Genomic DNA, 13894 nt, shown 5'->3' on the forward strand with positions numbered 1-13894 from the left:
CGTAGAAAAGCTCTGGAGCTTTTCCATTATGGCAACGAGCCTAACCGTGCTGCGTCTGAACGCGTTTGGGCTTGGGTTTTCTCGGTTGTAGTTGAGGTTGAGGTAAGTCGACCCCCAACTAGGAGGAGCCCATGCGCCACTCAACCGTGATCTGTCATAACTGCGGAAAAACTATGGTGCCGCGCGCACGATACAGTCGGCGGCTTCTCGGCTATGCCCCAAGTGGAAACCACTGCCCGTTTTGCCTGAGCGAGAACTGGGATGGCGGCGTCCCCAGCCTGGGGATACGGCTGTTTCGGCTGTTGGGGATTGGGCTGGGAATACTGGCTTTCAACGTAACCGCGGGCATTCTGTTTTGGCTACAGAGACGGGCAGGGGTAAGCGGTGATATTGAGTGGCTAATAGTGCTGAGCTACGTCACCGCCGGATATGCCGGGTATCGATTTTATGCGTGGTTCGTTGCTTGGGATGGGGCGAATTAGTCTTGTATTGAGCGCACATGGCGGGCAGTGGCCTATCATGTGCGCGCTCATATCAGAGCTGTAACTCTATGCCCGCTGAAAAATAATACTTCCTCTCGTTGCTGATCTTCACCGCTTCCAGGCCATAGAGAATTGCTCGCTCTGTCTCCTCGTTGCTGAGACCGTTGGTGGTCTGGAATTTATCTCTTGCCCAGAACGACAGACTGTATGCCTTCGCCCCGCGTCCACGCTCCTCAAGGGCATGCGGCACCAGATCAACGGCCCGTCTAATCACCTGACTGTGCAGCTCCTCTGGCAGGGTGGCGTGGCACCGTGGTTGCCATTTGGCATTCGTGAGGCGGCAGAAAATTAGCGACAGTCTGGTATTGAGCATTACGCCAGTTTCACCGCGCTGGATTCGAGTCAGCTCACCGTTGTTGCTGGCTAGATTAGGCCAGAGCCATCCTCCCTCCGTGAGTGCGGGCAGATCGGCTTCGGTTATCAGCCCATTCAGGGGGAGGAATGTCCGATTCTGAAGCTCGCGGATCCGCGGATTGCGCTCCCAATCCGTCAGTAGACGGCTGGCCAGGCCAGAATTACTGCGCAGGTAGTCCGCGTCCTCGTTGCTCAGGCGGTCGATGAACGGTGGAGGGATCCGCAGGGGAACGCTGGAGCGGATTGTTTTCTCAACATTTGCCTCGTTAGCTGGGTATTGGCTGGGACCATTTGCCTGCTGTTCAGAGGGACTTGTCGACACTTCTCCCGTATTGGACTGAGCCTCGAAAAGTAGCGCGGAATTGGCGGAGGCTAGATGTTCCTGCGCGTCTTCGCCTCGGCCAATAGTGGCAGAGATTGGCCTAAGCCCATTTAGCCCATCAGGAAAAATTTCGTATGGGCGTTGTAGCTTAACGCAGCGGAGGGACGGACCCTTGTCGTTCTTGAAAAGTACATGCGGTGCGACGTGCCAGATGAGCGAGCCGTCAGCCCCTCGCTCTATCAGTTCATGCTGCTCCATGGCTGCAAGCAGGCTTTGTTCAGCACGCGGAAAGTTGCTGGCCTGATTCTTTACGACCTGTTGGATGATTTCGCCAGCGCCGTGCCCCCAGGCGAGGAAGACTCCCTCGGTGGTCAGCCATAACCGCGAGCCTGACTCATTACATGTCCACAGCTTCTCGTCCAATAGAAAGCGCATGGCATCCACGCATAGACGTTCAACAGAAACGCTTGCATCGGCTTCGCCTAAGGCATGGCCAGCGCGCTCGCGATCCGCTTTAACAGAGCGGCTGTCGGCGATTTTGACTGCTCGCGTTAAAGGTCCAGGCTGGCCGGTGGCAGCATCCAGTAGTGCCTGCCAGATGTCTTCTCCGCCCTCGATCAGCCACTCCGTAATGTCGCCGGATACGAACCTACCTATTAGCCAGGGGGTATGCGAAATATGCCTGTCACAACGATCTTTGATCCAGGTGATGAAGTATCGGCTGATGTTATGAGTGACGGCCCACTTGTGGATGGTCTTCGTACCCATATGCCACTCCTTGTCGCCCTCAAAGCTCATCACGCGCACATCGGTCAGAGGCTTGCCTGCATCATGAAATAGCGCTGAGATGATTCCGGCTACATACCAGCGACGCAGCCGCTTGCTGGCCTCACCTGGGGTTAGCTCGTGATCAAATTTGGTCAACACCATCCAGTCGAGCATGAAGCAGGCGGTTTCAAGGCCATGGCGCAGCAGACCGCCAGGATAATTATGATGGTGATGTTGGGATGCCGGGAGTAGGTGTACCAGCTCTGCATACGCGATCAGGATTGGCTCCAGGTAGCACTTGTACTCCTCTGGTGAAACGCCGGACTGCCGCTTCAGCTTCTGGAAAAGCTTTTCCTGAAACCTGCCCATGCAGAACTCACCGGAGATCAGACCGTAATATCCCTCGTCGTAGGGTGGATACCGAAGCCCTGCAGGGTTGCCCACTGCTGCCAGTAACTCGGGTGGAATATTTTTATAGGCGGGGTGCTCGAATCTTGGATCGACCAGGGGGGCGAGCAGCTTGCTCCGTTTGGGCTTTTTAGGGGCGAACCAAGTTTTGAGTTTGTTGAGAAAGGGCATATGGCGACTCCAGTCAGTGGAGAAAGCATGATGGAGAGCCGTAAACGCCCTGTGCGCGCTAATCCAACCACATTTTGGTCAGATTAAATTTTTCGATCCTAAGGCTTGGGATTCTTGCTGTAGCTCGCAGGCTGGTGAAGGGGCGACCGCCCCCATTGATAAGGCCACGTAGCCATAGGAGGAAATCATGCAGTCAGATTATTCAGAGGCCAGAGCGCACGCGCTGAGCTATATCCTGCTAGCCGTTGTGTTGATACTGAGCAGCTACGCAGTGTGGTCGTATTGGAGCGTGGCAAGCCTGCAGCCAGAGGAGGCCAGACACCTAGGCATGGCGGTTAGGAGCGCCCCGGCGCTGCTGGCACTGATTGCAGTGCCAATGCTGTTGTGGGCGATTCACTGCAGTACTCGGCAGCTGCTGACGGCTATACGTAGACACTGGCTGATCTTCTCACTGGTCGCTTCCGGAATATGCGGCATTTTCGGAAGCGCATTCTGGCTGCTGCTCCAGGACTCCTACCAGTGGGGTGTTCAGGATAGTGTTGTGGCCGCCATCCTGCTGGTGCCGATGACCATGCTATGTATCGGTGTCGCCGGCTGCATAGTGGCCGCTAGGGTCGATGGTAGAGCTAGATCTAGATAGGAGCGCCGTGTAGTGCTCTGTCCCCTAGATGGGAAGGGCGTTCTACGGTCGAGGGTTAGAATTTTACGTCGAATTTTACGTCTAGCAGAAAAGACAAAGGCCTGCATTGCTGCAAGCCTTTGATCTATATGGTGCCGGCACCAAGAGTCGAACTCGGGACCTACTGATTACAAGTCAGTTGCTCTACCAGCTGAGCTATACCGGCTAAAAGATGGGCGCCATTATAGCCATTGCTCGCGGCGAGTAAACTGTTTGTTGCCAGTTGTTTGCATGAGTTTTCTCATGTGCTTGCACTTGGGTGCTCGAACTCGGCAATCAGCATCAGATTGCGAGGCGTCAGCTCGGCTGGGCAGAAGGTGCCCAGGCGTATCGCATAGCCGTTTTCGGACAGCAGCAGCGCGCGGTCGAGCAGCAGCCAGATCTCTAGCGGCCGCCGAAACAGGCCGCGTAGCAATTCCAGATTGCGCACCTCAGCGAGTCGTTGCCAGCCGCGTTTTTCGAGCGCGTCCCAGTCCTGCTCCGGTGGCTCGGGTAGTTGCTTGAGAGCCGCCAGGTCGCGGCAGTAGTGGGCGAAGCTTTTTTTCAGCCAGCTGCTGGGAAGTGACGGTGTGGGCAGGTATCCATCCTTGCCACGCAGATCACGCTGAAGCAGGTCGAATCCGAGGCGCCAGGCCATCGATTGATCGCGCTGACGGCGTTCGCGTGCGCCGGCGGTCACGGTTTCGCTGAGGGGTAGGCCAAGATCGTCGCGTGATAACTCAAGGGCGGATTGTCGCGCGAGGGATGACATGGGCTGGTAGGTATTGGTCTGGATGCGGTTGTAGCAGCAGGGCGCTAGCGCCAGCTGGCGACAATGTTGCGCAATGCTCAGGTCGATCAGTCGAACATGCAGATCGCCGCAAGCATGTAGCGCCACCGGCGTGATCGTCGGATTGAGCCGTAATGACGCGCTGTCAGTCATCACGTCCTGCTGACAATGGGTCGCAACGACGCCCAGCTTCTCACTGAGCTGGGCACCGGAGGTAACCAAGGCCATATCCCACTCGAGACAGGTCAGCCCGCCGCCGCGACTGGCCAGTTGACGGCCCAGGTGGCCCTTGCCCGCACACCAGTCGAGCCAGTGCTGGGGTGTTTCTCTGAACCTCAGCGCTGCACCGAATGCCTGGATCTGCTGCCATTTTCGCCCCGGCACATCGACCGATTGCCGGGCCTCAGTGACGGGCGTCGACGAGGTGGGTAACTCATCCATGCAGCTCAGGGCGGCGGCCTGCGCAGCCAGCTGAAGAAATGGGGCGGGCGCTAGCAGCTGTGCAGGCTGGTTGTGCGCGGCTTCAGCATGTTCCAGCGAGCGGCCCCGCAGCCAGCAGGCAAGCTCGGGGAGTTCGGCTTCCCAGGCAAGGCGCCTATGAGTGAAGGGGCGCGGACGCCACAACGCCTGGTGCTGCAGCAGGAACTCGTCGAGTCGCCGAAAGCGCTCTGCCAGTTGTGCGTAGCTGAATGAGGTCGACATGAGGGTTCGGCGATGGCGGGTTCATGGCTATGATCGCGCCGAAAGCCGCTGCCGAAAAGCCAGACGCCCGTCAAAACGGGCGTCTGCTTGGGGCTATTGACCGTAGATCTGTTCGGGTAGCCAGGTAACCAGCCCCGGGAACTGATAGGCAATCACCAGCAGCAGTAGCTGAATCAGGATGAACGGCAGCACACCTTTGTAGATCGTGCTGGTGGGCACAGATTTTGGCGTAACGCCGCGCAGATAGAACAGCGCGAAGCCGAAGGGTGGCGTGAGGAACGAGGTCTGCAGGTTTAGTGCGATCATCACGCCGAGCCACACTGGATCGAGCCCCATGGCCAGCAGTACTGGGCCGACGATCGGGACGACCACAAAGGTGATCTCGATGAAGTCGAGAATGAAGCCCAGCAGGAAGATCACGACCATGACCAGGAAGAAGGCACCGAGCACGCCACCTGGCAATTGGGCAAAGACGTCTTCGATCAGCACTTCTCCGCCGAAGCCGCGGAACACGAGCGAGAACAGCGAGGCGCCAATCAGGATCAGAAACACCATGGCGCTGATTTCAGTGGTGCCATAGGCCACTTCGCGCAGCTGACCGAAGTTCAGCTTGCCCTTGTAGAGCGCCAGGATCATCGCACCTAGCGCACCCAGCGCCGCGGCCTCTGTCGGTGTGGCGTAGCCGGCAAGGATGGAGCCGAGCACGGCGCTGATCAGCAGCAGTGGCGGCACCAGAGCGTTGATCAGCTTGCCCCACTCGATCGGGCCCAGCTCTTCCTGCGGCAGTGCCGGCAGTTTCTTGGGTTGAAAGATGGCTACCGCGATGATGTAGAGGATGTACATGCCGACCAGCAACAAGCCGGGTAGTAGTGCACCGACAAACAGGTCGCCGACGGAGACGGTCTTCGGCGAGAAGATGCCCATCTTCAGCTGCGCCTGCTGGTAGGCGCTGGACATCACATCGCCCAGCAGGACCAGCACGATCGACGGCGGAATGATCTGGCCGAGTGTACCGGTGGCAGCCAGAGTTCCGGTCGAGATGGCTGGATCATAGCCGCGGCGCAGCATGGTCGGCAGCGCCAGCAGACCCATGGTTACTACCGTGGCGCCGACAATGCCGGTGCTGGCTGCGAGCAATGCACCTACCACGCAAACGGAGATCGCCAGGCCGCCGCGCAGGGTGCCGAATAGCCGCGACATGGACTCGAGCAGGTCTTCGGCCACTCGACTCTTTTCCAGCATCACGCCCATGAACACGAACAGCGGGACCGCCAGCATCGTCTGGTTGTTCATGATGCCGAACAGGCGGTTCGGCAGGGCGCTCAGGTAGCCGCCGTCAAAGGTGCCGGTGATGATGCCGAGGCCGGCGAACAGCAGTGAAACGCCGCCAAGCGTGAACGCCACCGGGTAGCCTGCCATCAAGGCCGCGCAGATGCTGATGAACAGCAGTATTGCCATCAACTCAGCCATGCTTCACCTCCTGCTCAGGCAGGCGTCCGGCCATGGCGTAGCCAGCTTTTATGATCTCGGAAAGGCCTTGCAGGATGAGGCAAATCACCAGCACGAGGATGATGCTCTTCTGCAGGTAAACGAATTTCAGCCCGCCGGACTCGCTGGAGCCTTCCAGCGTCGCCCAGGAGTTGGCGACATAGTCCCAGCTTGCCCAGCCGAGAAACAGGCAGACAGGCAGGAGAAACAGCAGGGTGCCGAGCACTTCGACCAAGGCCTGGTAGCGCGGGGTAAAGCGCTGGTAGAAGATGTCGACGCGGACATGCCCGTTGCGTTGCAGCACCCAGGCAGCGGCGCCCATGAACACCAGTGCATGTGCGTAAAGGACGGCTTCCTGCAGCGCAGTCGCGCCGATACCGAATCCGTAGCGCAGTACGACGACCACGGCGGTGCCCAGGACGAGGAAAAGGGTCAGCCAGGCGCAGGCCTGTCCGAAGCGGGCGTTCACGGCGTCGATGACTCTGGCGAGTCCGAGCAGTGGAGGGGCATGTTTCGACATGGCAGATCCTTTATTGTTATGGCCAGGCGGCCGGCGATTCTAGGCGGCTGTGCGAACGTGTCGCAACCGGCAGTACTACGTACGTAGTGCCTGTACGTAGTCACGGTGCTTGAGTGAGAGATAGCCATATGATAGCTAGAACTACCTGATTTCGGGGTTCCGACATTCAGCATTACAACAACAAGGAGTGACTCATGAAACGTCGTCAAATTCTGGCCGCCGCTGGCGTTGGTCTGGCCGCAACCGCACTGGCCGGTTGCAACAAGGAAACCGAAACCGCCGCCAAGTCCGAAGGCACAGCAAGCACCGAGAAGTTCAACTGGAAGATGGTCACTTCCTGGCCGAAGAACTTCCCCGGCGTGGGCGTTGGCGCTGAGAATTTCGCCAAGCGGGTCAATGAAATGAGCGATGGCCGCCTCACGGTCAAGGTCTACGCTGCAGGTGAGCTGGTACCGGCACTCGAGGTATTCGATGCAGTTTCGCGCGGTACTGCCGAGATGGGGCATGGTGCGCCCTACTACTGGAAAGGCAAGGTTCCGGCTGCTCAGTTCTTCTGCGCTCTGCCATTCGGTCCCAACGCCCAGGAAATGAACGCCTGGCTGCATCGCGGCGGTGGCATGGAACTGTGGGAAGAGGTCTACAAGCCGTTTGGCGTACTGCCCATGGCCTGTGGCGCGACCGGTGTACAGACCGCCGGCTGGTTCAACAAGGAAATCAAATCGGTAGACGATTTCAACGGCTTGAAGATGCGTACCCCCGGCCTGGGCGGTGAAGTACTGACCAAGATGGGCGGCACCGTAGTGAACATGCCGGCCGGCGAGATCTTCACCGCGCTGCAGACCGGTGCCATCGACGCCACTGAGTGGATTGGTCCATACAACGATCTGGCGCTGGGGCTGCACAAAGCGGCCAAGTACTACTACACGCCGGGCTGGCAGGAACCGAACGTTACCTTCGAACTGGACGTCAACCTCAAGGCTTGGGAAACCCTGCCGGATGATCTGAAGGCCATCGTTCGTTCCGCGGCCCGTGCAGTCAACGGAGACATGCTCGACGACTACAACGCGAAGAACATGGAGGCTATGGAGCAGCTGCGTGAGCAGGGCGTTGAAGTTCGCCGCCTTCCCGACGAAGTGCTGGCCCGCCTGAGGGAAGTGGCTGCCGAGGTGGTCGACGCCTCTGCCGCTGCTGATCCGGTCGCAAGCAAAGTCTGGGAACAGCAGAGCGCCTACCTCAATCGCTTGTACGAATACGCCGAGCTGAACGAAAAGGACATCTACAACATCCGCGGCTGACCCAGCGAACCGCACCAACAAAAACGCCGCCCCATGGGCGGCGTTTTTGTTTGCGCGGACTTAGTTCTCCAGCGTCGCGTCCAGGCTGATCTGTGCATTGAGCACGCGCGATACCGGGCAGCCTTCCTTTGCCTGGTTGGCGATCTGTTGGAACTGCTCGTTGTCGGCTCCAGGCACCTTGGCCTTCAGCGTCAGGGCGATGGCGGTAATGGAGAAGCCTTTGTCATCTTTGTCCAGAGTGACTTCGGCGGTGGTGTTGATGCGTTCGGCAGTCAGTCCCGTCTGACCGAGCATCATCGACAGGGCCATCGAGAAACAGCCAGCGTGTGCTGCGCCAATCAGCTCTTCCGGATTGGTGCCAGGCGCACCTTCGAAGCGGGTGTTGAAGCCGTACGGATTGTCCTTAAGCGCGCCACTTTCGGTGCTGATGGTGCCTTTGCCGCTTTTCAGATCACCTTGCCAGACGGCGGATGCGGTTTTCTTCATGGAGTTCTCCGGATGCTGCGAGTGGACGAATGGCGATGCGATCTGCCGCTTCAGTGCATGCGGAGCGACATGCCGGCCGGCTGGCCGGCATCGCGTCACCTAGTGTTGTTCGGCTGCAAGGATGGCGCTGGCCAGCTGCATGTCGCTGGCTTCCAGTTGCGGTTGCTCGTGGCGTAGTTTGACGAGCATCGCTTCGAGATAAGGACCACGGATCGCACCATCGCTGGCCACAAAACTGCTGGCGTCCTCGCGTGCCGCAGCGACCAGCTTGTCGTCGCGGAACGTCATGTAGGTGGAAGCGGTGGTGGCGCCGGACGAAAGAATCTGGCGGACGAAGCCGTCGTCCGCCATCGCCGCGCTAAAAGGGATACAGCTCAGGGTAACGGCTGCCAGAATTGTTTTGCGCATGATGGATGCCTCTGCTTGATCCTCCATTAGAGAGTGTGCAGCGATCAGCAGAGTTCCTTGGCCATCCGCTCTTGAACTATCCGCTGCGCTCGATCAGTTGGCGAACCTTGGCACCTAGCATGTCGATGCTGAAGGGCTTGGCCAGCATGTCCATTCCGGGGCCGAGGAACTCGCCACGGACCTGGGCATTGGGTGCATAGCCGGTGATGAACAGCACGTGCAGGTCGGGTCGGTGCTGGCGAGCAATCTCGGCCAGCTGACGCCCGTTGATGCCGGGCAGACCGATATCGCTGACCAGCAAGTCGATACGTCGCGTGCTCGTCAGGTGCGGCAGTGCACTGTTGCCATCCACCGCTTCGATGACCTGATAGCCGAGCTCTTGCAGCACCTCGACCACCAACATGCGCACCGCGGCTTCATCCTCGACCACCAGCACGGTTTCGTCGGCCTCGGCACCGCTGACGGCTACCGGTTTGCTGGATGGCTCCTCGATATGGGCCGCCTGTGCCCGGTTGCGCGGCAGGAACAGGGTGATCAGGGTGCCTTGTCCCGGTGTACTGTCGATGCGTACGTGGCCGCCAGTCTGTTTGACGAAGCCATAGACCATCGAAAGCCCAAGGCCGGTGCCCTGACCGATAGGTTTGGTGGTGAAGAACGGGTCGAATGCCTTGGCTACCACTTCCGGCGGCATGCCCGAGCCGTTGTCGGCCACGCTGAGGGTGACGTATTCGCCGGGCTCGGGGCCGTCTGGCTGCGAGCTATTGATCTGTACCGAGCCGGTTTGAATGATCAGCTTGCCGCCCTCGCTCATGGCATCGCGCGCGTTGATCACGAGGTTGAGCAGGGCGTTCTCGAGCTGGTGGGCATCGGTGTAAGCCAACCAGGGGCATTCCTGCAGACGGGTGTCGAACTCGATGTGCTCGGCCATGGTGCGGCGCAGCATATCTTCCATCGACTCGACCAACAGGTTGACGTTTACCGGTTGCGGGTCCAGCGATTGGCGCCGCGCGAAGGCGAGCAGGCGATGGGTCAGCGCCGCGGCGCGGGTGGCCGAACTGGCCGCCGCATCCACGTAGCGACCAAGATCGTTTACCTGACCATTGGCGACTCGGCGCTGGATCAGGTCGAGGGCGCCGAGCACGCCGGTCAGCATGTTGTTGAAGTCGTGAGCGAGGCCGCCAGTAAGCTGGCCGATGGCTTCCATCTTCTGGGCATGGCGCAAGGTGTCCTCGGCGCGTTCCCGTTCGCCCATTTCCAGATGCAGCAGATGGTTGATCTCGGCCAGTTCACGCGTACGCTCGGCGACGCGCCGTTCCAGATTGTCGTTCAGCTCGCGCAGTGCTTCTTCTGCGGTGACCTGAGCGGTGATATCGGTGTTGGTGCCGAACCAGCGGGTCACCTGGCCGAAATCGTCGCGAATGGGCACTGCACGCGCAAGGAACCAACGATACTGGCCGCTCTTGCCACGCAGGGGGAAGGTCTCTTCCCAGATCGAGCCGATTGCCACGGCGCGCTTCATCGAGGCGCTGACGCGCTCGTGGTGGTCCGGGTGATGCACCGAGCGCCAACCCAGCGCCCGCATGGCTTCCAGCGTGGTGCCGGTGTAGTCGTACCAGCGCTTGTTGTACCAGTAGATGCGGCCCGCGGGATCGGCCATCCAGGCAAACTGACTCATGTTGTCGGCGAGGGTGCGGAACTGCTCCTCGCTGGCGCGCAGTGCACTTTCCGCGCGCATCCGCTCATCGGCCGTCCAGGCCCGGTCAGCGACTTCGCGGATAAAGGAAATGTCTTCTTCGGCCCATTGCCGCGGTCGGTCCTGCAAGAGAATCAGGGCAGCGCTGAGGACGCCCTGCTCCTGCAGCGGCACGCAGACCAGGCTTTGAATGCGCCGTAGTCGCAGGCTCGCTGCTTGTGCGGCGGTCCGTGGGTCATGCAGCACGTCTTCGACCACCACCAGCTCGTCGTGCTGCAGGTCGTAGATGAAGTCACCGTAGTCGGCAAAGCACATGCGCTCGCTGTAGTCACCCAGAGCGCCGTCGCTCCAGTAGCGCTCGACGGTGGCGTACTGTCCGCCCGGGTCGATGGACAGAAAGGCGGCGCGGGTCACCTGCAGCGTTGTACCCAGCGCGCGCACGGCAGCCGTGACGATGGTGACGCTATCGGGTTGCCCGCGCAGCAGATCGCCCAGTTCCATTAGTACCGATTGGCGCTGCTCGGTGATCCGGCGTTCCTGTATCTGCTCTTCGAGCAGCGCGTTCATGCGTAGCAGTTTCAAGGCTGCGTTGCGTTCGGCGGTAATGTCTCGGGCGGTGCCGAGCAGGCTAACCCTGCCGTCGCCGTCGATCAGCCGGCGGCCACGGTTGGCCAACCAGCGGAACTGCTCGCTGCGCTCGTCATATACCCGGTAGTCCAGGCTCAACTCGCCGCCGCCGACGCCGTCGAGCGCATTACGAAAGGCCGCAATGAGAGTGTGCCGGTCATCCGGATGAACCCGCGCAAGGAACTGGTCGACCGACAGCGCCGGCTCGTTCGGCCCCAGGTTTGCGAGCATCTTGAGTTGCGCATCCCAGTGCAGGCGGTTGTGCTCGAAATCGTATTCCCAGACGCCGATTGCAGCAATTTCGTTGGCCAGGCTGACGCGCTGTTCGGCTTCCAGCAGGGCCGAGCGCGCGCGTGCCCGGTCGGCGGCGGCACGGATGCGCTCGACCACTTCTCGTACAAACGAAATATCGGTCTGGCTCCAGGCTCGCGGTTGCCGGCTGCCGAACAACAAAAAGGCGCAGTTGGCCGTTTGCTGCAGCAGTGGCGCCAGCAGCAGGCTGCGATAGCCGAAATGCTCATGCAGAACACCGAAACGGCCGTGGCAACCGGCCTCATCGAGGAGGTCGTCGAAGGGCACGATCAGGCCCTGCGACAACCTTAGGCGCAACGGTTCGGCACAGGCGTCCAGCGTGTGAGCGGTGCGCGGCTTGCTGACAGCCTGTGGCCAGTGCTCATCGACGATCAGGTTATTGCGCTCGTCGAGATGTCCCTGATAGATGCACTCCGCCCCCATCAGCTGGGCAAGCCGCTCGGCCATCATGTCAGCCAGCTCGATGCGGCTGCTGCTGTCCTGGAGCTGGTCGCTGAGCTCCAGCAGATAGGATTGCTGGGCTTCACCGCGGGTTCGTTCGCTGATGTCGGTAAAGGTGCAGATCGCACCTTGCAAAACATTGTCTTGGTACAGCGGGGCGACCCGGTACTCGACGGGCAGGCTGCTGCCGTCCAGACGAAAGAACAGTTCGTACTCGACGTGTACCGACTCACCGGTTTTTGCCGTGCGTTGAATCGGACACTCTTCGATTGGGTAAGGCGAGCCGTCTGTGTGACTGTGGTGGATCAACGGGTGCAGCTGCCGGCCAAGCACCTCGTCCTTGCTGGTAAAGCCGAGCAGCTTGACGAACGCCTCGTTGCAGAGCGTGACCAAGCCTCGCGTGTCGATGGAATAGAAGCCTTCGCTGGCGGCATCCAACAGGCTGCGGGTGAACGCCTCGCTTTCCAGGCGCTTGATCTCGGCCAGGCGACGCTCGTGAATGTCCTGCGCGACCAATACCCAGTGCAGCAGCCGGCAATCGCAGTCATAAACGGGCGCCCCGCTGCCCTGAAACCAGCGTGAGCTGCCGTCGGCGGCCAGCAGCGGGACTTCGAAATTGCCGGCCTCGCCGGATTTCAGGGCGCCTTGCCATTGCTGCAGTATGGCGTCGCGGTGATCCGGCGCCACGGCCGACAGCCAGCCCATGCCGGCCGAGGCTTCGGCGCTCATCCCGGTGAAATCGCACCAGTAGCGATTACAGAAGATCAGCTGCCCGTCGGCATCGCACTGCCAGATCACCTGAGGGCTTAGGTCGACCAGGGCCCGGTAGCGCTCTTCGGCTTGGCGGATCGCTGCTTGCTCATGAAGACGTTCGGTCAGGTCGCGCAGGATATGCACGAAACCCAGGTGCTGTCCGTGATCATCCTTGAGCGGCATCTGCACGCCGCTGGCCCAGAAGCGGCTGCCGTCCTTGCGCACATGCCAGCGTTCGTTCATTGCCGAGCCGTCGCGCGCCGCAGTGGCCATTTCCTTGTCAGGCACGCCGCAGGCGATGTCCTCCGCTACGTAGAATCGCGCCGCGTGGCTGTCGACGGCCTCGCACGATGGCCAGCCGAGAATGCGTTCGGCGCCCTGGTTCCAGCTGGTGATGACACCCTTGGCGTCGGTGGTGAGGATCGCGTAATCCACTGCGCTGTCGATGATCTGTCGGTTGCGCTCGTTGGCTTCACGGCTGCGACGCAACTCCAACAGCGCCATGACCTGGCGGCCCAGGGCCTCCAGATGGGCGGATTGGCGCTCCGACAGCTGCCTCGGCTTGCTATCGAGAACACACAGCGTGCCGAGCGGCAGGCCCTCGGCGGTGCGCAGTACCGCTGCGGCATAGAAACCCGTCATGCCGTTGGCCAGCGGCTCGTGGGTCAGGTCTTCGATCACCAGCGGTTCTGTGCACTCGAGGGCCCGGGAGCAGAGTGCTTCGTCCCGAGGGCGGTCGGCGCCCTCGACGTTGACCGAGGCCTTTACCCATTGGCGGTCCTCGTCGACAAACACGATGGCCGCGCTGGGACAGGCACATAGCTCGGCAGCAAGCTGTACCAGATCGTCGAATGCCGCCTCGGCGGGGGTGTCGAGAATGCGGTAACGCGCAAGCGCTGCCAGTCGGTCAGCTTCGTTCCATGTACTGCTTGTATTTTTTTTCTTCAAAACGTCTGCTCGGCTATCCGTGGCGGCAACGATCTTGGTGTTCCAGACTGCGTTGACCGAGCGCCTGCAGCGGCGAGGCAATGGCGTAAGTGCAGGCGGTTGTTGCTAGGCAAGATACCTGGGTTCGACCCCAAGGCAAGTAGACATCGGTCGACGATCAATCTGCCAGAGCCGCCGGTCTGGTCCTGAGCGGTAGCTCCCAGCTTAT

At 60.4% G+C, this 13894-nt stretch carries 9 protein-coding genes and 1 tRNA gene; 2 read left to right on the forward strand and 8 right to left on the reverse strand.

Features of this window, described 5'->3' with window-relative positions; translation table 11 throughout:
- Positions 1-534: 534 nt before the first annotated feature.
- Positions 535-2565: a MobH family relaxase gene (gene mobH / locus ACSSNI_RS00060; RefSeq protein WP_200640103.1), complete on the reverse strand. Its 2031-nt coding sequence runs from the start codon at positions 2563-2565 to the stop codon at positions 535-537.
- A 187-nt stretch (positions 2566-2752) separates the two neighbouring features.
- Here mobH and ACSSNI_RS00065 point away from each other — a divergent pair, with 187 nt between their 5' ends.
- Positions 2753-3205 (forward strand): hypothetical protein, encoded by a 453-nt coding sequence (locus ACSSNI_RS00065; protein WP_200640102.1) that lies wholly within the window; start codon positions 2753-2755, stop codon positions 3203-3205.
- A 129-nt stretch (positions 3206-3334) separates the two neighbouring features.
- Here ACSSNI_RS00065 and ACSSNI_RS00070 read toward each other — a convergent pair.
- The 4 genes from ACSSNI_RS00070 to ACSSNI_RS00085 all read right to left on the reverse strand — a co-directional run bounded on the left by ACSSNI_RS00070 (position 3335) and on the right by ACSSNI_RS00085 (position 6723).
- Positions 3335-3410: transfer RNA gene (locus ACSSNI_RS00070), tRNA-Thr, on the reverse strand.
- A 75-nt stretch (positions 3411-3485) separates the two neighbouring features.
- Positions 3486-4715 carry a methyltransferase gene (locus tag ACSSNI_RS00075; RefSeq protein ID WP_200640101.1) on the reverse strand — a complete coding sequence of 410 codons (1230 nt, stop codon included), beginning with the start codon at positions 4713-4715 and terminating at the stop codon, positions 3486-3488.
- 93 nt (positions 4716-4808) lie between these two features.
- On the reverse strand, positions 4809-6185 hold the full coding sequence (locus tag ACSSNI_RS00080; protein ID WP_102836483.1) for a TRAP transporter large permease: 1377 nt from the start codon (positions 6183-6185) through the stop codon (positions 4809-4811).
- On the reverse strand, positions 6178-6723 hold the full coding sequence (locus ACSSNI_RS00085) for a TRAP transporter small permease subunit (RefSeq protein WP_102836484.1): 546 nt from the start codon (positions 6721-6723) through the stop codon (positions 6178-6180). Before ACSSNI_RS00085 ends, ACSSNI_RS00080 begins: the two co-directional genes overlap by 8 nt.
- Before the next feature lie 194 nt (positions 6724-6917).
- On the opposite strand from ACSSNI_RS00085, the gene ACSSNI_RS00090 reads away from it, so the two are divergent.
- Positions 6918-8018, forward strand: a complete 1101-nt coding sequence (locus ACSSNI_RS00090; RefSeq protein ID WP_148925617.1) for a TRAP transporter substrate-binding protein — start codon at positions 6918-6920, stop codon at positions 8016-8018.
- Positions 8019-8078: 60 nt separating this feature from the next.
- On the opposite strand, the gene ACSSNI_RS00095 is transcribed toward ACSSNI_RS00090, so the two are convergent.
- The 3 genes from ACSSNI_RS00095 to ACSSNI_RS00105 all read right to left on the reverse strand — a co-directional run bounded on the left by ACSSNI_RS00095 (position 8079) and on the right by ACSSNI_RS00105 (position 13686).
- Complete coding sequence (locus tag ACSSNI_RS00095; RefSeq protein WP_200640100.1) at positions 8079-8504, reverse strand: OsmC family protein; 426 nt, start codon at positions 8502-8504, stop codon at positions 8079-8081.
- A gap of 99 nt (positions 8505-8603) precedes the next feature.
- Positions 8604-8912 (reverse strand): DUF2388 domain-containing protein, encoded by a 309-nt coding sequence (locus tag ACSSNI_RS00100; RefSeq protein ID WP_148925615.1) that lies wholly within the window; start codon positions 8910-8912, stop codon positions 8604-8606.
- Positions 8913-8988: 76 nt separating this feature from the next.
- Positions 8989-13686: a hybrid sensor histidine kinase/response regulator gene (locus ACSSNI_RS00105; RefSeq protein ID WP_200640099.1), complete on the reverse strand. Its 4698-nt coding sequence runs from the start codon at positions 13684-13686 to the stop codon at positions 8989-8991.
- Positions 13687-13894 lie beyond the last annotated feature (208 nt).

The sequence above is a fragment of the Stutzerimonas tianxiuensis genome (genome assembly GCF_053470365.1).

Bases quoted from the DNA above. Each gene is read 5' to 3' on its own strand.
- mobH (WP_200640103.1), bottom strand. From the start codon at position 2,565: ATGCCCTTTCTCAACAAACTCAAAACTTGGTTCGCCCCTAAAAAGCCC.
- ACSSNI_RS00065 (WP_200640102.1), top strand. From the start codon at position 2,753: ATGCAGTCAGATTATTCAGAGGCCAGAGCGCACGCGCTGAGCTATATC.
- ACSSNI_RS00075 (WP_200640101.1), bottom strand. From the start codon at position 4,715: ATGTCGACCTCATTCAGCTACGCACAACTGGCAGAGCGCTTTCGGCGA.
- ACSSNI_RS00080 (WP_102836483.1), bottom strand. From the start codon at position 6,185: ATGGCTGAGTTGATGGCAATACTGCTGTTCATCAGCATCTGCGCGGCC.
- ACSSNI_RS00085 (WP_102836484.1), bottom strand. From the start codon at position 6,723: ATGTCGAAACATGCCCCTCCACTGCTCGGACTCGCCAGAGTCATCGAC.
- ACSSNI_RS00090 (WP_148925617.1), top strand. From the start codon at position 6,918: ATGAAACGTCGTCAAATTCTGGCCGCCGCTGGCGTTGGTCTGGCCGCA.
- ACSSNI_RS00095 (WP_200640100.1), bottom strand. From the start codon at position 8,504: ATGAAGAAAACCGCATCCGCCGTCTGGCAAGGTGATCTGAAAAGCGGC.
- ACSSNI_RS00100 (WP_148925615.1), bottom strand. From the start codon at position 8,912: ATGCGCAAAACAATTCTGGCAGCCGTTACCCTGAGCTGTATCCCTTTT.